The organism is Variovorax sp. FW305-3-2-15-B-LB1, assembly GCF_058787635.1.
In genome coordinates this window covers 1-17,312 of record NZ_JBYSZY010000090.1, presented here as the reverse complement: position 1 = coordinate 17,312, position 17,312 = coordinate 1, and the positions used below count along the sequence as shown (strand labels likewise).

Below are 17,312 nucleotides of genomic sequence, written 5' to 3'. Positions count from 1 at the left end.
GGGGAGAAAAGGGCCGGAGCCGGGGCGGACGCCGATTGTCCCCCAGCGGCTCCGATATGACTGTGGCACGGCGTTTGCAATGGTGAACCCCGTCCCGGCACCCCTCTTGTCTAGACAGCAAACTGGGGCATTTCTCTCGGAGATGAACCAAAACAGGACTTTCGGGTTATCCTGTATATACAAGTTGGGGCGCCTGGCAACAATGCGAGGCGTGCTGCCCATATCCCCCGGGCATGTATCGCCGAGTCACCTCTCTCAAAAAATGGAACCAGGAGTCCCCATGGTCAAGGTAGTTGTGAAAGTCGCTTCGCTGCTGGCAGCAGGTGCATGTGCAGCGGGCATGGCCGGAACGGCCGCCGCCCAGGACACGAAGATTTCGCTCGGCATGTCCGGCTGGACCGGCTTTGCGCCGCTCTCGCTGGCCGACAAGGCCGGCATCTTCAAGAAGAACGGGCTGGACGTCGAACTCAAGATGATCCCGCAGAAGGACCGCCACCTGGCGCTGGCCTCCGGCGCGATCCAGTGCGCGGCCACCACGGTGGAGACGCACGTGGCCTGGAACGCCAACGGCGTGCCGATCGTGCAGATCTTCCAGATGGACAAGTCCTACGGCGCCGACGGCCTGGCCGTGCGCAACGACGTGAAGAGCTTTGCTGACCTCAAGGGCAAGAGCATCGGCGTGAGCGCCCCGGGCACCGCGCCGTACTTCGGCCTGGCCTGGATGCTCAGCAAGAACGGCATGAGCCTGAAGGACGTGAAGGTGGTCTCGCTCGAGCCGCAGCCTGCCGCGCAGGCTTTCGTGGCCGGCCAGAACGACGCCGCCATGACCTACGAGCCCTACCTGTCGACCGTGCGCGCCAACCCGGCCGCCGGCAAGATTTTGGCCACCACGCTCGACTACCCGATGGTGATGGACACCGTCGGCTGCGCGCCCACCTGGCTCAAGACCAACGCCAAGGCCGCTGCCGCGCTCACCAAGTCGTACTTCGACGCGCTGGACATGATCAAGGCCGACCCGGCCAAGGCCAACGAACTCATGGGCTCGGCCGTCAAGCAAAGCGGCGAGCAGTTCGCCAAGTCGTCGGCCTACCTGCGCTGGCAGGACAAGGCCGCCAACCAGAAGTTCTTCGCGGGCGAGCTCACCAGCTTCATGAAGGAAGCCGCGGCCATCCTGCTGGAGGCCGGCGTGATCCGCAAGGCGCCGGAAGACTATGCCGCCACCTTCGACGCCAGCTATGTCAAGTAAGGCCTTGCCGCAGATGCAACCGATGACCGCCGCTCCGGCGCGCGCCGTGACGCCGCCGCCCGCGCCTCCCGTGCGGCGTCGCGTGTTCGCGCCGCTCGAACCCATCAGCGCGTCCGCGCGCACGATGCTGGGGCTGGGCTTCTTCGTGCTCTTCGTGGTGGTGTGGGGCATCGCCACGCTGGGCGGCTTCGTGTCGCCCACCTTCCTGGCGAGCCCGATCACGATGGTCAAGGAGGGCTGGCTGCTCTTCACCGAGTACGGCTTCATCGGCGACATCGGCATGACCGTGTGGCGCGTGTTCGGCGGCTTCCTGCTGGCGGCCGTCATCGCGGTGCCGCTGGGCGTGGCCATGGGCACCTGGAAGACCGTCGAGGCCTTCTTCGAGCCCTTCGTGTCGTTCTGCCGCTACCTGCCGGCCTCGGCTTTCATCCCGCTGCTCATCCTGTGGGCGGGCCTGGGCGAAATGCAGAAGCTGCTGGTGATCTTCATCGGCTCGTTCTTCCAGATCGTGCTGATGGTGGCCGTCACCGTGGGCGGCGCGCGGCGCGACCTCGTCGAGGCCGCCTACACGCTGGGCGCCAACAGCCGCGGCATCGTGGCGCGCGTGCTCATTCCGGGCGCCGCGCCGGGCATCGCCGAAACGCTGCGCCTCGTGCTGGGCTGGGCCTGGACGTATGTGATCGTGGCGGAACTCATCGGCTCCTCGTCGGGCATCGGCCACATGATCACCGACAGCCAGGCGCTGCTGAACACCGGGCAGATCATCTTCGGGATCATCGTGATCGGCGTCATCGGCCTGTTGTCCGACTTCGCTTTCAAGGCGATGAATCGCCGTCTGTTTGCATGGGCTGCACTGTGAAGAACCAACTCTCCATTCAAGGCGTCTCGCGCGTCTTCACCGGTACCAAGGGCCAGCGCACGCAGGCGCTGCAGCCGATCGACTTCGAGGTGAAGGAGAACGACTTCGTCACCATCCTCGGCCCCTCGGGCTGCGGCAAGTCGACGCTCTTGCGCATCGTGGCGGGGCTCGACTTCCCGACCACCGGCCAGGTGATGCTCGACGGCGAGCGCATCGAAGGCCCGGGCGCCGACCGCGGCGTGGTGTTCCAGAGCTACACGCTGTTCCCGTGGCTCACGGTGGCGCAGAACATCCGCTTCGGCCTGCGCGAGCGCGGCATGAGCGAGGCCGACCAGAAGGAGCGCAGCGAGTTCTTCATCGCCAAGGTCGGCCTGCGCGGTTTCGAGCACCACTTTCCCAAGCAGCTCTCGGGCGGCATGCAGCAGCGCACGGCCATTGCACGCGCGCTGGCCAACGACCCCAAGATGCTGCTGCTCGACGAGCCCTTCGGCGCGCTCGACAACCAGACCCGCGTGCTCATGCAGGAGCTGCTGCTGGGCATCTGGGAGTCGGCGCAGAAGACGGTGCTGTTCGTCACGCACGACATCGACGAGGCGATCTTCATGGCCAACCGCGTGGCGGTGTTCAGCGCGCGGCCGGGCCGCATCAAGACCGAGATCGCGGTCGACTTCCCGCACCCGCGCAGCTACACCATCAAGACCTCGCCCGAGTTCATGGACATCAAGGCGCGCCTGACCGAAGAAATCCGCGCCGAGTCGATGGCCGCCGCGGAACATTGAAAGCACGATGAAACGCGACCTGCCGTCCCTCGCGCTCTATGCGCAAGTCAAGGATCACATCTCCCGAAAGATCCAGGACGGCACGTGGCCGCCCGGCCACCGCCTGCCTTCCGAGAACGAGCTGGTCGCGCAGTTCGGCATGGCGCGCATGACCGTGAACCGCGCCCTGCGCGAGCTCATGGAGCAGGGCCGCATCGTGCGCGTGGCCGGCGTCGGCAGCTTCGTGGCCGAGAACAAGCCACAGTCGACGCTGCTGCAGATCGCCAACATCGCCAGCGAGATCCGCCAGCGCGGCCACGACTACCGCTGCGAGATGCTCGCGGTCGAGCGCCTCGCGGCCTCGCCCGACGTGGCCGCCTGGCTCGACCTGCGCGCGGGCGACTCGGTGTTCCACAGCGCCTGCCTGCACCTGGACAACGACACGCCCGTGCAGCTCGAGGAGCGCTACGTCAACCCGCAGGTCGTGCCCGACTTTCTCGAGCAGGACTTCACGGTCGTGCCGCCCAGCGAGTACCTGGTGCGCAACGTGCCCTTCGACCAGATCGAACACGTCGTCGATGCCGTGCTGCCCAGCGCCGAACAGGCCGAGCGGCTCGCGATGGCGCCCACCGACCCCTGCCTGCTGCTGACGCGCCGCACCTGGATCCGCAACACGCCCGTGACCTGGGTGCGCTGCCTGCATCCCGCGTCCCGCTACAGCCTGGGCAGTCGTTTCAAGTCCGACGGCAACCCGACCTTCGGCTAGACAGACCGTTTTTTTTCGACCCTCAGAGGCCCACGTTTTCTCTCGCAACCACTTGTATAGACAGGTTCACATGCCAAGCAATCACACCGCCACTCCCCACGCCACATTGACCCTCACGCCCGGCAAGGTCGACCTTGCGATGCTGCGACGCATCCAGGCCGGCGGCGTGCACCTTGCGCTCGACCCGTCGGTGCAGGACGGCATGGCCAAGGCCGAGGCCGCGGTGCGCCACATCGTCGAGAACGACGAGGTGGTCTACGGCATCAACACCGGTTTCGGCAAGCTCGCCAGCACGCGCATCGGCAACGACCACCTGGCCGAGCTGCAGCGCAACCTCGTGCTCTCGCACAGCGTGGGCACGGGCGAGCCGCTGGCCGCGCCGGTGGTGCGCATGATCCTCGCGACCAAGGCCGTGAGCCTGGCGCGCGGCCACTCGGGCGTGCGGCCCGCGCTGGTCGATGCGCTGCTGGCGCTGTTCAACGCGGGCGTCACGCCCAGCATCCCGTGCAAGGGCTCGGTCGGCGCCTCGGGCGACCTGGCGCCGCTTGCGCACATGGCCTGCGTGCTCATCGGCGAAGGCGAAGCCACGCTGGCCGACGGCAAGAAGGTGAGCGGCGCTGAAGCCATGCGCAGCATCGGCCTCGAACCCTTCGTGCTCGGCCCCAAGGAAGGCCTGGCGCTGCTCAACGGCACGCAGGTGTCGACCGCGCTGGCGCTGGCCGGCCTGTTCGGCGCCGAAGACGTGTTTGCCGCCGCGCTGATGTCGGGCGCGCTGTCGCTCGAAGCCATCCAGGGCTCGATCAAGCCATTCGACGCCCGCATCCACGCCGCGCGCGGCCAGCCCGGCCAGATCGCCGTGGCCGGCGCCGTGCGCACGCTGCTCGACGGCAGCGAGATCGTTCCCTCGCACGCCGACTGCGGCCGAGTGCAGGACCCGTACTCGGTGCGCTGCATCCCGCAGGTGATGGGCGCCTGCCTCGACAACCTGGCCCACGCCTCGCGCGTGCTGGTCATCGAAGCCAATGCCGCATCGGACAACCCGCTCGTGTTCTGCGACACCGGCGAAGTGATCTCGGGCGGCAACTTCCACGCCGAGCCGGTCGCGTTCGCGGCCGACATCATCGCGCTGGCCGTGAGCGAAGTCGGCGCCATCGCCGAGCGCCGCCTCGCGCTGCTGCTCGACAGCGGCCTGTCGGGCCTGCCGCCCTTCCTGGTGCGCGACGGCGGCCTGAACTCCGGCTTCATGATCGCGCAGGTCACGGCCGCCGCGCTCGCCTCGGAAAACAAGTCGCACGCGCACCCCGCCAGCGTCGACAGCCTGCCGACCTCGGCCAACCAGGAAGACCACGTGTCGATGGCCACCTTCGCGGCGCGCCGCCTGGGCGACATGGTCAACAACACCGCCGTGGTGGTGGGCATCGAAGCGATGGCCGCCGCCCAGGGCATCGAACTCAAGCGCAAGCTGAAGAGTTCGCCGCTGGTCGAAGCGGAATTCGCCCGCATCCGCCAGAAGGTCGCGTTCCTCGAGACCGACCGCTACCTCGCACCCGACATCGAAGCCATGCGCCTGTGGGCGCTCGCGGCCGACCTGCCGGCCGCGCTGCTCGACATCCTGCCCAGCCACTCGAAGTGATCCGTACCGACCGCCACCCGACAAGGAGAACCACGCCATGAACGCACCCGACAAATTCGCCCTGAACACCCCCGCTGCCGGCACCGACCCGCGCCATGACCCGACCCGCGTGATCCGCGCCCCGCGCGGCACCGAGCTCAACTGCAAGAGCTGGCTCACCGAAGCGCCGTACCGCATGCTGCAGAACAACCTCGACGCCGAAGTGGCCGAGCGCCCGCAAGACCTCGTGGTGTACGGCGGCATCGGCCGCGCCGCGCGCGACTGGGCCTGCTACGACCAGATCCTTGCCTCGCTGAAGGAACTGGAAGACGACGAGACGCTGCTCATTCAATCGGGCAAGCCGGTCGGCGTGTTCAAGACGCATGCCGATGCACCGCGCGTGCTGCTCGCCAACTCCAACCTCGTGCCGAAGTGGGCCAATTGGGAGCACTTCAACGAGCTCGACCGCCAGGGCCTCTTCATGTACGGCCAGATGACCGCTGGCAGCTGGATCTACATCGGCAGCCAGGGCATCGTGCAAGGCACCTTCGAAACCTTCGTCGAAGCCGGCCGCCAGCACTACAACAACAGCCTCGCGGGCAAGTGGATCCTCACGGCCGGCCTGGGCGGCATGGGCGGCGCACAGCCGCTCGCGGCCACGCTGGCCGGCGCCGTGTCGCTGAACATCGAGTGCCAGCAGTCGAGCATCGACTTCCGCCTGCGCACGCGCTACGTCGACAAGCAGGCGCGCGACATCGACCACGCCTTCGAGCTGATCAAGCAGCATTGCGATGCCAAGGAAGCCGTGTCGATCGCGCTGCTGGGCAACGCGGCCGACATCCTGCCCGAGCTGGTCAAGCGCGCGAAGGCCGGCGGCCTCAAGCCCGACCTCGTGACCGACCAGACCTCCGCGCACGACCTGATCAACGGCTACCTGCCCTCGGGCTGGAGCGTGCCGCAATGGCAGGCCGCCATGAAGGACGCGTCGCAACACGACGCCCTGAAGAAGGCCGCCGCCCAATCGTGCGCCGTGCACGTGCAGGCCATGCTCGACTTCCAGGCCATGGGCATCCCCACGGTCGACTACGGCAACAACATCCGCCAGGTCGCGTTCGACGAAGGCGTGAAGAACGCCTTCGACTTCCCGGGCTTCGTGCCGGCCTACATCCGTCCGCTGTTCTGCGAAGGCAAGGGCCCGTTTCGCTGGGTGGCGCTCTCGGGCGATCCGGAAGACATCTACAAGACCGACGCCAAGATCAAGGAGCTGTTCCCCGACAACACCCACACGCACCGCTGGCTCGACATGGCGCGCGAGCGCATCGCCTTCCAGGGCCTGCCCGCGCGCATCTGCTGGCTCGGCCTGGGCGAGCGCCACATCGCCGGCCTGGCCTTCAACGAGATGGTGAAGAACGGCGAGCTCAAGGGCCCGATCGTCATCGGCCGCGACCACCTGGACACCGGCTCGGTCGCCAGCCCGAACCGCGAGACCGAAGCCATGAAGGACGGCACCGATGCCGTCTCCGACTGGCCGCTGCTCAACGCCCTGCTCAACACGGCCGGCGGCGCGACCTGGGTCAGCCTGCACCACGGCGGCGGCGTGGGCATGGGCTACTCGCAGCACTCGGGTGTGGTGATCGTGTGCGACGGCACCGACGCCGCGGCCAAGCGCATCGGGCGCGTGCTCTTCAACGACCCGGCGACCGGCGTCATGCGCCATGCCGACGCGGGCTACGACATCGCCGTGGCCACGGCGAAGAAGCAGGGCCTCAAGCTGCCGATGATCAAGTAAGGCCGGCAGGCGCCGCAGGTGAAGTAAAAAAGCGGGTCACCCGACACCCGACACACGAAGGAGACCCGACGATGACCCTCGATGCTTGCGACCTGCAGCGCCGCGTGCGCGAACGCGTGGACGACGCGCTGGTGGCGCAGTTCCAGCGCGACGGCGCGGTCTGCATCCGCCAGCTGCTCACGGCCGACGAACTCGCGCTGCTGCGTGACGGCATCGAGGCGAACCTGGCGGCGCCCAGCCCGCGCGCCAAGGTCGCGAGCCGGCCCGACGACCCGGGCCGCTTCTTCGAGGACTTCTGCAACTGGCAGGAGATCGACGCCTTCGGCCGCTTCATCAGAGAGGCGCCGCTGGCGCCACTCGCGCAGCGGCTCATGGGCTCCGACACCGTGCGCCTGTACCACGACCACCTGCTCGTGAAGGAGCCCGGCACGCGCCAGCGCACGCCGTGGCACCAGGACCAGCCCTACTACAACATCGAGGGCATGCAGAACGTCAGCATGTGGATTCCGGTCGATCCGGTGTCGCGTGCCGCCACGCTCGAGTTCGTGGCCGGCTCCCACAAGGGGCCGTGGCTCATGCCGCGCACCTTCATGGACAACCACGCCAAGTGGTTCCCCGAAGGCAGCCTCGACGACCTGCCCGACATCGAGGGCGCGCGCGAGCGCTTTCCCATCGTCGGCTGGGACATCGAGCCGGGCGACTTCGTCTGCTTCCACATGCTCACGCTGCATGCGGCCGCCGGCGTCGAGGGGCCGAACCGGCGCCGCGTGTTCTCGGTGCGCTTTTTGGGCGACGACATCCGCCACGCCCCGCGCAGCTGGAAGACCTCGCCCGATTTCCCGGGCCTGGCCGAGCGCCTGCCGGCCGGCGCGCCGATGGACGATCCGCTCTTTCCGCTGCTGGTGCGCTGAGCCCCGGTAAGACGAAGGTAGAAAGAAAAAACGCGCTCATTCCCATCGAGTGGGAATTCGAGCTTGGTCGTGAGAACGGCGAGCAAGATACTGCACGCCGCATCCACTTTCGACCGCCCAGCGATTGCCCCCGATGACGACCCCCCTTGACGCTCCCGCCCACAACGACCGCGCGCTGTTCGTGCTGTCGGTGCTGGCGCAAAGCAAGGCGGCGATGACGGCGGCCGAGCTCGTGCAGGCCACGGGCCTGTCGCAGAGCACGCTGTACCGCCAGGTCGCCACCCTGCGCCGCTGGGGCTTCGTGATGGAGTCCGAGGGCCGCTACTCGCCGGGGCCCGTCAGCGTGCAGCTGGCCAGCGGCTTCGACGGCAACTCCGACCTCGTGATGGCCGCGCGCGCCGACATGCGCGTGCTGGCGCAGCAAAGCCACGAGAGCGTCGCGCTCGTCACCCTGGTGAACGAGCGCGTCGTGTGCCTGGAGATGATCGACAGCGAACAGTCGCTGCGCTGCTCCTTCGACCGCGGCCGCAGCGTGCCCGCGCGCGACGGCGCCAGCGCCAAGTGCCTGCTGGCCCACGCGCCCGACGACGCGCGCGACCTGCTGCTCGACGGTCTCGACGAAGGCCCGGAACGCCGCGCCGAGCGCGCCGCCGAACTCGACGCCATCCGCGCCGCCGGCCATGCCGTGACCCACGGCGAGGTCGATGCCGGCGTGTGGGGCGCGAGCGCGCCGGTGCTGGCCGCGGGCCGGCGCCTGCGCGGGGCGATCACGCTCATGGCGCCGCTCACGCGCGTCGAAGGCATGGAAGCTGCATTGGTCCACATGACCGTCGTCACGGCGGCCCGCATCTCGCGCGCACTGCAGTAGTCGCCGCTTTTCTTTTTCTTTCTCCCTCCCTCACCTCCACGAAAGCCCTCCCCATGAACACCCGTCGCACCCTCGTCGCCGCCGCCCTGTCCGGCCTCGCCTTCTTCGGTTTCGCTGGCGCCGCGCAAGCTCAGGGCGAGCCGCTGCGCGTGGCCACCGACGCCACCTTCCCGCCGATGGAGTTCGTGGAAAACGGCAAGCGCACCGGCTTCGACGTGGAGCTGGTCGAGGCCATCGGCAAGACGCTGGGCCGCAAGATCGAGTGGATCGACATCGACTTCAAGGGCCTCGTGCCGGGCCTCATTTCGAAGCGCTTCGACATGGCCGTGTCGGGCATCTACATCACCGACGAGCGCAAGAAGGTCGTCGACTTCACCGTGCCGTACTACGCCGGCGGCCTCGTGGTCATGGTGAAGGACAACAACACGACCATCAAGAAGCCGGCCGACATCAACGGCAAGAAGGTCAGCGTGCAGGTGGGCACCAAGTCCGTGTCGTACACGAAGGAGAAATTCCCGCAGGTGCAGCTGATGGAAGTCGAGAAGAACCAGGAGATGTTCAACCTCGTGGACATCGGCCGCGCCGACGCCGCCGTCACCGGCAAGCCCGCCGCCTTCCAGTACGTGCGCACGCGCGGCGGCCTGAAGGTGCTCGACGAACAGATCACCACCGAGGAATACGGCATGGCCATCCGCAAGGACACGCCCGAGCTCACCAAGGCCGTGAACGGCGCGATCGAGAAGCTCAAGGCCGACGGCACCTACGCCGCGATCGTGAAGAAGTGGTTCAGCGCCACCGCCAAGTAAGCGCGCCATGGACTTCGATTTCTCGCCCGTCTGGCAGGGTTGGCCCGACCTGCTGCGCGGCGCGCTGGTCACGGTGGAGATCACCGCCTGCGCGCTGGCCCTGGGTTGCGTGCTGGGCCTGCTGGTCGGCATCGGCCGGCTGAACCCGAAGCGGCGCTGGATCTACGGCGTGTGCACCGCCTACGTGGCGGCGATTCGCGGCACGCCGCTGCTGGTGCAGCTGTTCATTCTGTTCTTCGGCCTGCCGCACTTCGGCATCCTGCTGCCGGCCTTCGTGTGCGGCGTGCTGGGGCTCGGCGTGTACTCGGGCGCCTACGTGTCCGAGATCGTGCGCGGCGCGATCCAGTCGATCGACAAGGGCCAGACCATGGCCGCGCAATCGCTGGGCATGACGCCCGGCGTGGCCATGCGCCAGATCGTGCTGCCGCAGGCCGTGGTGCGCATGATCCCGCCGCTGGGCAACGAGTTCATCGCGCTCATCAAGAACTCGGCGCTGGTGTCGCTCTTGACCATCCATGACGTGATGCACGAAGGCCAGAAGATCATCAGCGTGTCGTACCGCTCGCTCGAGGTGTACCTGGCCATCGCGCTCGTGTACTTCATGCTCACGGGCACGATGACCCTGATCCTGCGGCATTTCGAACAGAAGCTGCGCCAGGGCGGGTTGATGCGATGAGCGTGCAGCGTTTTTCGCGCGCGACCCTGCGCGCCACGCCCTGGAAGAACGGCGGCGGCACCACGCAGGAAATCGCCAGCTGGCCGCACGGCGCGGGGCTCGACAGCTTCGGCTGGCGCGTGAGCATCGCCACCATCGCGTCGCCGGGCCCGTTCTCGGTGTTCCCGGGCATCGACCGCCAGATCATGCTGCTCGAAGGCGACGGCGTGCGCCTCTTCACGCACGACGGCCGCGTGTCGCACCGGCTCGACGTGCCGCACCAGCCCTTCGCTTTTTCCGGCGACGACCCGATCGACTGCACGCTGCTCGGCGGCGCCTCGAACGATTTCAACGTGATGGCGCGCGGCGGCCAGTGGCGTGCCGACGTGCAGGTGCTGGAACGCGCCGCCGACATCGCGCCCGCGCCGCACGGCGTGCTGCTGGCGTTGCGCGGCGAGTGGCGCTTGAATGACGGCGAAGCCCTGGGTGACGGCGACGGCCTGTGCTGGACCGACGCCGCGCAGGCATGGCAGGCCGCACCGGCGAGCGACGGCGCGCGGCTGGTGGCCGTGCGCTTCGTGCCGGCCTGAGCGGCCCAAGCAAAGAACAGGAGATGACGATGACACCCCCCAGCGAATTCCCCTCGGCCGACGGCCTGTGGACCGGCCTGCGCCTGGCGCCCGGTGCGGCGCCCGGCGTCACCTTGGCGCCCGACGCCGAAGCCGCCCTCGTGGTCGTGCAGGGCACGGTCCGCTGGGTCGGTGCGCGCGCCGATCTGCCCGCCGAGTTCGCGGGGCTCGCGCCGCACGACGGCGGCGGCGCGCTCGTCACGCCCGGCCTCGTCGACTGCCACACGCACCTGGTCTACGGCGGCCAGCGCGCCAACGAGTTCGCGATGCGGCTCGCGGGCGCCACCTACGAAGAGGTGGCGAAGGCCGGCGGCGGCATCGTGTCGTCGGTGCGCGCCACGCGTGAAGCCGATGAAGACACGCTGTTCGCCCAGGCCGCCGCGCGCCTCGAGCAGCTGCTGGCCGACGGCGTCTGCGCCATCGAGATCAAGTCGGGCTACGGCCTGGCGCTCGAACACGAGCGCAAGCAGCTGCGCGTGGCGCGGCGCCTGGGCCAGGCCTACGGCGTCACCGTGCGCACCACCTTCCTCGGTGCGCACGCGCTGCCGCCCGAATACGCGGGCCGCAGTGGCGACTACATCGACCTCGTCTGCAAAGAGATGCTGCCCGCGCTCGCCGCCGAAGGGCTGGTCGATGCGGTCGACGTGTTCTGCGAACGCATCGCCTTCTCGCTCGCGGAAACCGAGCAGGTCTTCCAAGCCGCGCAGGCGCTGGGCCTGCCGGTGAAGCTGCATGCCGAGCAGCTGTCGGACATGGGCGGCGCGGCGCTGGCCGCGCGCTACGGCGCGCTGTCGTGCGACCACATCGAGCACCTGTCGGCCGACGGCATCGCGGCCATGCGCCAGTCGGGCACCGTGGCCGTGCTGCTGCCGGGCGCCTACTACACGCTGCGCGACACGCACCTGCCGCCCATCGACGCGCTGCGCGCCGCGGGCGTGCCGATGGCCGTGTCGACCGACCACAACCCCGGCACCTCGCCGACGCTGAGCCTGCTGCTGATGGTCAACATGGCCTGCACGCTGTTCCGCCTCACCGTGCCCGAGGCGCTGGCCGGCGTCACCGTGCACGCCGCGCGCGCGCTGGGCCTGCAGGACACGCACGGTGCCATCGCGCCCGGCATGCCCGCCAACTTCGTGCTCTGGAACCTGCACGACGCCGCCGAGCTGGCCTACTGGTTCGGCCGGCAGCCGGTGCGCGCCGTGGTGCGCCAGGGACGCATCGCCATCGGAGCCACCGAATGACACACACGCTTTTCGCAGCCGATGCGCTGCTGCCCGCAGGCTGGACCAAGAACGTCCTGCTGACGTGGAACGACGCCGGCCAGCTCACGCAGGTCCAGGCCGGCGCGCAGCCGCCCGCGGGGGCGCAGGTGGCGACCGGCCCCGTGATCCCCGGCATGCCCAACCTGCATTCGCACGCCTTCCAGCGCGCCTTCGCGGGCCTCACCGAGCACCGGGCGGAGCAGCAGGACAGCTTCTGGAGCTGGCGCACGCTGATGTACCGTTTTGCCGCGCGCCTCGGCCCGCAGCACATGGAGGCCATCGCGACCTGGCTCTACGCCGAGATGCTCGAGGCGGGCTACACCAGCGTGTGCGAGTTCCAGTACGTGCACCACGACACCGACGGCCGTCCCTACGCCGACGACGCGGCGCTGAGCCGCGCGCTGCTGCGCGCCGCGCGCAACACCGGCATCGGCTTCACGCTGCTGCCCGTGCTCTACCAGACCAGCGGCTTCGGCGACCAGCCGCCCACCGAGGGGCAGCGCCGCTTCATCCGCTCGACCGAATCGATGCTGCGCCTGCTCGACGCGCTCAAGCCCGACTGCGACGCGCAGGGCGCGCGCCTGGGCCTGGCGCCGCATTCGCTGCGCGCCGTGCCGCCCGAGGCGCTGCGCGAGGCGCTCGCCGGCCTGGACGCCATCGACCGCACCGCGCCGGTCCACATCCACATCGCCGAGCAGACGAAGGAAGTGGACGACTGCGTGGAGTGGAGCGGCCTGCGCCCGGTCGAATGGCTGCTCGACCACGCGAGCGTCGATGCGCGCTGGTGCCTCGTGCACGCCACGCACATGAACGACGCCGAGTACGAATACGCGGCCCAGAGCGGCGCGGTCGCGGGCCTGTGCCCGACCACCGAGGCCAACCTGGGCGACGGCATCTTCGACTTCGCGCGCTGGCGCAGCCACGGCGGCGCCTGGGGCGTGGGCTCCGACAGCCACGCCAGCGTCAACGCGGCCGAAGAACTGCTGATGCTCGAGTACAGCCAGCGTCTGGGCCGGCGCCAGCGCAACGTCGGCGCCAGCGCGGCGCAGCCGCACGTGGCCACCGCGCTCACGCTCGAAGCCGTGCAGGGCGGGGCGCAGGCTTCGGGCCGCGCGGTCGGCGGGCTGGCCGCGGGGCAGCAGGCCGACTTCGTCGTGCTCGACGCGCATCACCTCGCGCTGCAGGGCCTGTCGGCACCTGACATGCTCTCGGCCCATGTGTTCGCGAGCCACCGCACCTCGGCCGTCGACGCGGTCTGGGTGGCGGGCCGCCCGCGCGTCACGGCCGGGCGCCACGCGCTGCATGGCGATGCCGCAGCCGCCTTCGTTGCCGCGCGCACCCAACTCCTCAAGGACTGAATTCCCATGGCCTTCACCACCACCGAACCGGCGTTCCGCTTCCGCCAGGGCACGCGCCCGCTGCTGATCTCGATGCCGCACGTCGGCACGCACGTGCCGCCCGCGCTGGCCGCCCGCTTCACCGACGAGGCGCGCCACGTGCCAGACACCGACTGGCACCTCGAACAGCTCTACGACTTCGCCGACGCACTCGGCGCCTCGGTGCTCGTGGCCACGCACTCGCGCTACGTGGTCGACCTGAACCGTCCGCCGGACGGCGCCAGCCTGTACCCGGGCCAGAGCGTCACCGGCCTGTGCCCGGTCGACACCTTCGACGACACGCCGGTCTATGCCAAGCCCGAAGACCACCCGTCCGACGAAGAAGTTGCCGAACGCCGCGAGGCCGTCTGGCGGCCCTACCACCAGCAGCTGCAGGCCGAGCTCGACCGCCTCACGGCCGCGCACGGCACCGTCGCGCTGTGGGACGCGCACTCCATCCGCTCCGTGCTGCCGCGCTTCTTCGAAGGCAAGCTGCCCGACCTGAACCTGGGCACCGCCGACGGCAAGAGCTGCGACCCCGCATTGGCCGCCACGCTGCGCGGCATCGCCGAATCGGCGCCGGGCTACACCGGCGTGCTCAACGGCCGCTTCAAGGGCGGCCACATCACGCGCCAGTACGGCAACCCGGCCGGCGGCGTGCACGCGGTGCAGCTGGAGATGACCCAGTCGAGCTACATGCAGGAAGCGCTGCCCTTCGACTACCTGCCCGACGTGGCCGCGGGCGTGAAGCCGCACGTGCGCCGCATGCTGGAAGCGGTGCTGGCCTTCGTCGAAGGCGGCGCCCGGTGAGCGCCGCCATCCACGCGTTCGCGCGCCCCGAGGTGCCGCCGCTGCCGCCCTACAACGCGGGGCTGTCCTCGGAGGCCGTGCGCGCGCGCTACGGCGTCAGCGAGATCGCGCGGCTGGCGAGCAACGAGAACCCGTACGGCTCCAGCCCCGCGGTGGCGCGGGCGCTGGTCGACCTGGCAGCGCGCGCGGGCACCTACCCCGACGCCAACTCCACGGCGCTGCGTGCCGCCATCGCGCAGCGCACCGGCGCGCAGCCCGGCGAGGTGGTGATCGGCAACGGCTCCGAGGACATCCTGCAGATGCTGTGCCAGGCGCTGCTGTCGCCGGGCGACCGCGTGCTCACGCAGCGCCCGGCCTTCGGCCTGCACGAGATCTACCCGCGCATGATGGGCGCGCAGGTCGAGCTGCTGACGCTCACGCCGGAACTCGGCTTCGACGTCGACGCCTGGTGCGCGGCGCTCGCGCGCGGGCCCAAGGTGGTGATGCTGGCCAACCCCTCGAACCCGGTCGGCTGCATGTTCGATGCGGACGACTTCGCGCGCCTGCTCGCGGCGGTGCCCGCGGGCACGCTGCTGGTGGTGGACGAGGCCTACTACGAATATGCGCGGCTGGCGCCCGGCTACCCCGACGTGCTCGCCCTGCTGCGTGCGTGGCAGGCGGCCGGCGAAGGCCGCTCCCCCTGGATCGTGCTGCGCACCTTCTCCAAGGCCTGGGGCCTGGCCGGCCTGCGCGTGGGCTACGGCATTGCGTCCGACGCGGCGCTGGTGCAGCTGCTCGACCGCGTGCGCACGCCCTTCAACGTGAACCTGGCGGCGCAGGCCGCGGCGCTGGCGGCCTGGGGCGACGAGGCCTTCATGGCGCAGGCGGTGGCGCGCACCGTGCAACAGCGCGAGGCGCTGGCGGCGCAGCTTCGCGCCCTGGCCGGGTCGGTCTGGCCGGGCCTGCGCATCGCGCCTTCGGCGGCCAACTTCCTGTTCGTCGACCTCGGGCGGCCCAACGCGCCGGTCAACGAGGCCCTGCTGGCGCGCGGGATCATCGTCAAGCCCTGGAAAGAGCCGGGCTTCGAGACCTTCATCCGCGTGTCGGTGGGCACCGACGCGGACAACGCGCGCTTCGTGCAGGCGCTGTCGGAGATCGCGGGCGGGCAAGGCTGACGCCGGCAAGACCCGCCTGCGCGCCGGGCCAGACCGGGGTTTTTACAATCGCGGACATGACCAAGCCCCTCATCTATACCCGCGGCCAGGCGCTGCCGGGCATCCTCGCCAACCGCATTGCCATCCTCGACGGCGCGATGGGCACGATGATCCAGCGCTTCAAGCTCACCGAGGAGCAATACCGCGGCGAGCGCTTCAAGGATTTCGAGCGCGACGTGAAGGGCAACAACGAGCTGCTGTCGCTCACGCGCCCCGACGTCATCACCGACATCCACGAGGCCTACCTCGCGGCCGGCGCCGACCTCATCGAGACCAACACCTTCGGCGCCACCACCATCGCGCAGGAGGACTACAAGATGGCCCACCTGGCGCGCGAGATGAACCTCGAATCGGCCAAGCTGGCGCGCGCGGCCTGCGACAAGTACAGCACGCCCGACAAGCCGCGCTTCGTGGCCGGCGCCCTCGGCCCGACGCCCAAGACCGCGAGCATCAGCCCCGACGTGAACGACCCGGGCGCGCGCAATGTCGATTTCGAATCGCTGCGCGCGGCGTACTACGAGCAGACCGAAGCATTGGTCGAAGGCGGCGCCGACGTGATCCTGGTCGAGACCATCTTCGACACGCTCAACGCCAAGGCCGCGCTGTTCGCGGTGGACGAATATTTCGACAACAGCGGCCAGCGCCTGCCGCTGATCATCAGCGGCACGGTCACCGATGCCTCGGGCCGCATCCTCAGCGGCCAGACCGTCACCGCCTTCTGGCACAGCGTGCGCCATGCGCAGCCGCTGGCCATCGGCCTGAACTGCGCGCTGGGCGCGACGCTGATGCGCCCCTACATCCAGGAGCTGGCGCGCGTGGCGGGCGACACCTACATCAGCTGCTACCCGAACGCCGGCCTGCCCAACCCGATGAGCGACACCGGCTTCGACGAGACGCCCGACGTCACCTCGCGCCTGCTGCACGAGTTCGCGGCCGAGGGGCTGGTGAACATCGTGGGCGGCTGCTGCGGCACGACGCCGGACCACATCGCGGCGATCGGTGCAGCGGTGGCGCCCGCGAAGGGCCGCCTCCTGAACAGCAACGGCTTCTACAAGGAAGCCGCCTGACGCCGGGCGCCGCGCGCGCCCTCGGCTGATTGACGGCTCCCCGCCCCACGCCTACGCTGGGGCGCACAGGAGCCTCCCATGAACGCCACATCCTTCTTGCGCCGCGCTGCCTTGGGCGCGCTCGTCCTGCTGCTGCCGCTCGCCGCGGCGGCGCAGCAGGCCTTCACGCGCGGCGCGGTCAACCTGCGCGCCGGGCCCTCGGGCGACTACCCGCTGGTGGCACGGCTCGGGCCGGGGCAGCCGGTCGACGTGGTCGGCTGCACCAGCGGCTACGGCTGGTGCGACGTGGTGCTGCCCGACGGCGGGCGCGGCTGGGTCTGGGCAAGGAACCTCGACTACGCCTACCAGCAGCAGCGCGTGCCGCTGGCCACCTACGGCGCGGTCATCGGCGTGCCCATCGTGAGCTTCGTGATCGGCAGCTACTGGGCCGACTACTACCGCGACCGCCCCTGGTACGGCGACCGGCGCTGGTGGGGCCACCGGCCCCCGCCGCCGCCGATCGCGGGCTGGCGCCCGCCGCCGCCCGTGCACCCGGGCTGGCAGCCGCGGCCCTGGCCGGGGCCTGGCGTGCGTCCGCCCCACGGACCCGGGGTCCGTCCGCCTCATGGACCTGGGGTTCGTCCCCCGCACGGGCCGGGCATTCGGCCGCCCGTCGACCCGGGGTTCCGCCCGCCGCGCCCGCAGCCGGGCGTGTCGCATCCGCAT

The 17,312-nt window shown here is 69.7% G+C and carries 17 protein-coding genes; all 17 read left to right on the top strand.

Annotated elements, in window-relative coordinates; genetic code table 11:
• The first annotated feature begins 280 nt into the window (after positions 1–280).
• The gene (locus tag AC3WQR_RS30595; protein WP_487848900.1) at positions 281–1,246 is read left to right on the top strand and encodes an ABC transporter substrate-binding protein; all 966 of its coding nucleotides are present in this window, start codon (positions 281–283) and stop codon (positions 1,244–1,246) included.
• Positions 1,247–1,259: 13 nt separating this feature from the next.
• Positions 1,260–2,105 carry an ABC transporter permease gene (locus AC3WQR_RS30590; RefSeq protein ID WP_370681937.1) on the top strand — a complete coding sequence of 282 codons (846 nt, stop codon included), beginning with the start codon at positions 1,260–1,262 and terminating at the stop codon, positions 2,103–2,105.
• On the top strand, positions 2,090–2,884 hold the full coding sequence (locus tag AC3WQR_RS30585) for an ABC transporter ATP-binding protein (RefSeq protein WP_062481286.1): 795 nt from the start codon (positions 2,090–2,092) through the stop codon (positions 2,882–2,884). The genes AC3WQR_RS30590 and AC3WQR_RS30585 overlap by 16 nt, the downstream gene beginning before the upstream one ends.
• Before the next feature lie 7 nt (positions 2,885–2,891).
• The gene (gene hutC, locus AC3WQR_RS30580; RefSeq protein WP_095743138.1) at positions 2,892–3,629 is read left to right on the top strand and encodes a histidine utilization transcriptional repressor HutC; all 738 of its coding nucleotides are present in this window, start codon (positions 2,892–2,894) and stop codon (positions 3,627–3,629) included.
• Between the two features lie 70 nt (positions 3,630–3,699).
• A complete protein-coding gene (gene hutH, locus AC3WQR_RS30575) occupies positions 3,700–5,262 on the top strand; it encodes a histidine ammonia-lyase (protein WP_070064048.1) in 1,563 nt (520 codons plus the stop codon).
• A gap of 37 nt (positions 5,263–5,299) precedes the next feature.
• Positions 5,300–7,030 carry a urocanate hydratase gene (hutU, locus tag AC3WQR_RS30570; RefSeq protein ID WP_492745744.1) on the top strand — a complete coding sequence of 577 codons (1,731 nt, stop codon included), beginning with the start codon at positions 5,300–5,302 and terminating at the stop codon, positions 7,028–7,030.
• 71 nt (positions 7,031–7,101) lie between these two features.
• Positions 7,102–7,941 (top strand): phytanoyl-CoA dioxygenase family protein, encoded by an 840-nt coding sequence (locus AC3WQR_RS30565; RefSeq protein ID WP_062481295.1) that lies wholly within the window; start codon positions 7,102–7,104, stop codon positions 7,939–7,941.
• Positions 7,942–8,074: 133 nt separating this feature from the next.
• Complete coding sequence (locus AC3WQR_RS30560) at positions 8,075–8,809, top strand: IclR family transcriptional regulator (RefSeq protein WP_095951039.1); 735 nt, start codon at positions 8,075–8,077, stop codon at positions 8,807–8,809.
• A gap of 53 nt (positions 8,810–8,862) precedes the next feature.
• A complete protein-coding gene (locus tag AC3WQR_RS30555) occupies positions 8,863–9,615 on the top strand; it encodes a transporter substrate-binding domain-containing protein (RefSeq protein ID WP_062482279.1) in 753 nt (250 codons plus the stop codon).
• A gap of 7 nt (positions 9,616–9,622) precedes the next feature.
• Positions 9,623–10,291: an amino acid ABC transporter permease gene (locus tag AC3WQR_RS30550; RefSeq protein WP_062482282.1), complete on the top strand. Its 669-nt coding sequence runs from the start codon at positions 9,623–9,625 to the stop codon at positions 10,289–10,291.
• Positions 10,288–10,860, top strand: coding sequence for a HutD/Ves family protein (locus tag AC3WQR_RS30545; protein ID WP_070064053.1), 573 nt, complete (start codon positions 10,288–10,290; stop codon positions 10,858–10,860). The genes AC3WQR_RS30550 and AC3WQR_RS30545 overlap by 4 nt, the downstream gene beginning before the upstream one ends.
• Before the next feature lie 23 nt (positions 10,861–10,883).
• Positions 10,884–12,140, top strand: a complete 1,257-nt coding sequence (gene hutI / locus AC3WQR_RS30540) for an imidazolonepropionase (protein WP_492745741.1) — start codon at positions 10,884–10,886, stop codon at positions 12,138–12,140.
• The gene (locus tag AC3WQR_RS30535) at positions 12,137–13,519 is read left to right on the top strand and encodes a formimidoylglutamate deiminase (RefSeq protein ID WP_492745739.1); all 1,383 of its coding nucleotides are present in this window, start codon (positions 12,137–12,139) and stop codon (positions 13,517–13,519) included. Before hutI ends, AC3WQR_RS30535 begins: the two co-directional genes overlap by 4 nt.
• A gap of 6 nt (positions 13,520–13,525) precedes the next feature.
• Positions 13,526–14,347 carry an N-formylglutamate deformylase gene (hutG, locus tag AC3WQR_RS30530; protein ID WP_062482294.1) on the top strand — a complete coding sequence of 274 codons (822 nt, stop codon included), beginning with the start codon at positions 13,526–13,528 and terminating at the stop codon, positions 14,345–14,347.
• On the top strand, positions 14,344–15,501 hold the full coding sequence (locus AC3WQR_RS30525; protein WP_492745737.1) for a histidinol-phosphate transaminase: 1,158 nt from the start codon (positions 14,344–14,346) through the stop codon (positions 15,499–15,501). The genes hutG and AC3WQR_RS30525 overlap by 4 nt, the downstream gene beginning before the upstream one ends.
• A gap of 56 nt (positions 15,502–15,557) precedes the next feature.
• Entirely contained in the window at positions 15,558–16,607 is a 1,050-nt protein-coding gene (locus tag AC3WQR_RS30520) for a homocysteine S-methyltransferase family protein (RefSeq protein WP_070064057.1), read from the top strand.
• A 78-nt stretch (positions 16,608–16,685) separates the two neighbouring features.
• Positions 16,686–17,312 (top strand): SH3 domain-containing protein (locus tag AC3WQR_RS30515; RefSeq protein WP_492745735.1); only part of this gene is annotated, 627 nt, incomplete at its 3' end.

Coding starts and splice junctions, on each gene's coding strand:
- AC3WQR_RS30595 (WP_487848900.1), top strand. CDS start 281: ATGGTCAAGGTAGTTGTGAAAGTCGCTTCGCTGCTGGCAGCAGGTGCA.
- AC3WQR_RS30590 (WP_370681937.1), top strand. CDS start 1,260: ATGCAACCGATGACCGCCGCTCCGGCGCGCGCCGTGACGCCGCCGCCC.
- AC3WQR_RS30585 (WP_062481286.1), top strand. CDS start 2,090: ATGGGCTGCACTGTGAAGAACCAACTCTCCATTCAAGGCGTCTCGCGC.
- hutC (WP_095743138.1), top strand. CDS start 2,892: ATGAAACGCGACCTGCCGTCCCTCGCGCTCTATGCGCAAGTCAAGGAT.
- hutH (WP_070064048.1), top strand. CDS start 3,700: ATGCCAAGCAATCACACCGCCACTCCCCACGCCACATTGACCCTCACG.
- hutU (WP_492745744.1), top strand. CDS start 5,300: ATGAACGCACCCGACAAATTCGCCCTGAACACCCCCGCTGCCGGCACC.
- AC3WQR_RS30565 (WP_062481295.1), top strand. CDS start 7,102: ATGACCCTCGATGCTTGCGACCTGCAGCGCCGCGTGCGCGAACGCGTG.
- AC3WQR_RS30560 (WP_095951039.1), top strand. CDS start 8,075: ATGACGACCCCCCTTGACGCTCCCGCCCACAACGACCGCGCGCTGTTC.
- AC3WQR_RS30555 (WP_062482279.1), top strand. CDS start 8,863: ATGAACACCCGTCGCACCCTCGTCGCCGCCGCCCTGTCCGGCCTCGCC.
- AC3WQR_RS30550 (WP_062482282.1), top strand. CDS start 9,623: ATGGACTTCGATTTCTCGCCCGTCTGGCAGGGTTGGCCCGACCTGCTG.
- AC3WQR_RS30545 (WP_070064053.1), top strand. CDS start 10,288: ATGAGCGTGCAGCGTTTTTCGCGCGCGACCCTGCGCGCCACGCCCTGG.
- hutI (WP_492745741.1), top strand. CDS start 10,884: ATGACGATGACACCCCCCAGCGAATTCCCCTCGGCCGACGGCCTGTGG.
- AC3WQR_RS30535 (WP_492745739.1), top strand. CDS start 12,137: ATGACACACACGCTTTTCGCAGCCGATGCGCTGCTGCCCGCAGGCTGG.
- hutG (WP_062482294.1), top strand. CDS start 13,526: ATGGCCTTCACCACCACCGAACCGGCGTTCCGCTTCCGCCAGGGCACG.
- AC3WQR_RS30520 (WP_070064057.1), top strand. CDS start 15,558: ATGACCAAGCCCCTCATCTATACCCGCGGCCAGGCGCTGCCGGGCATC.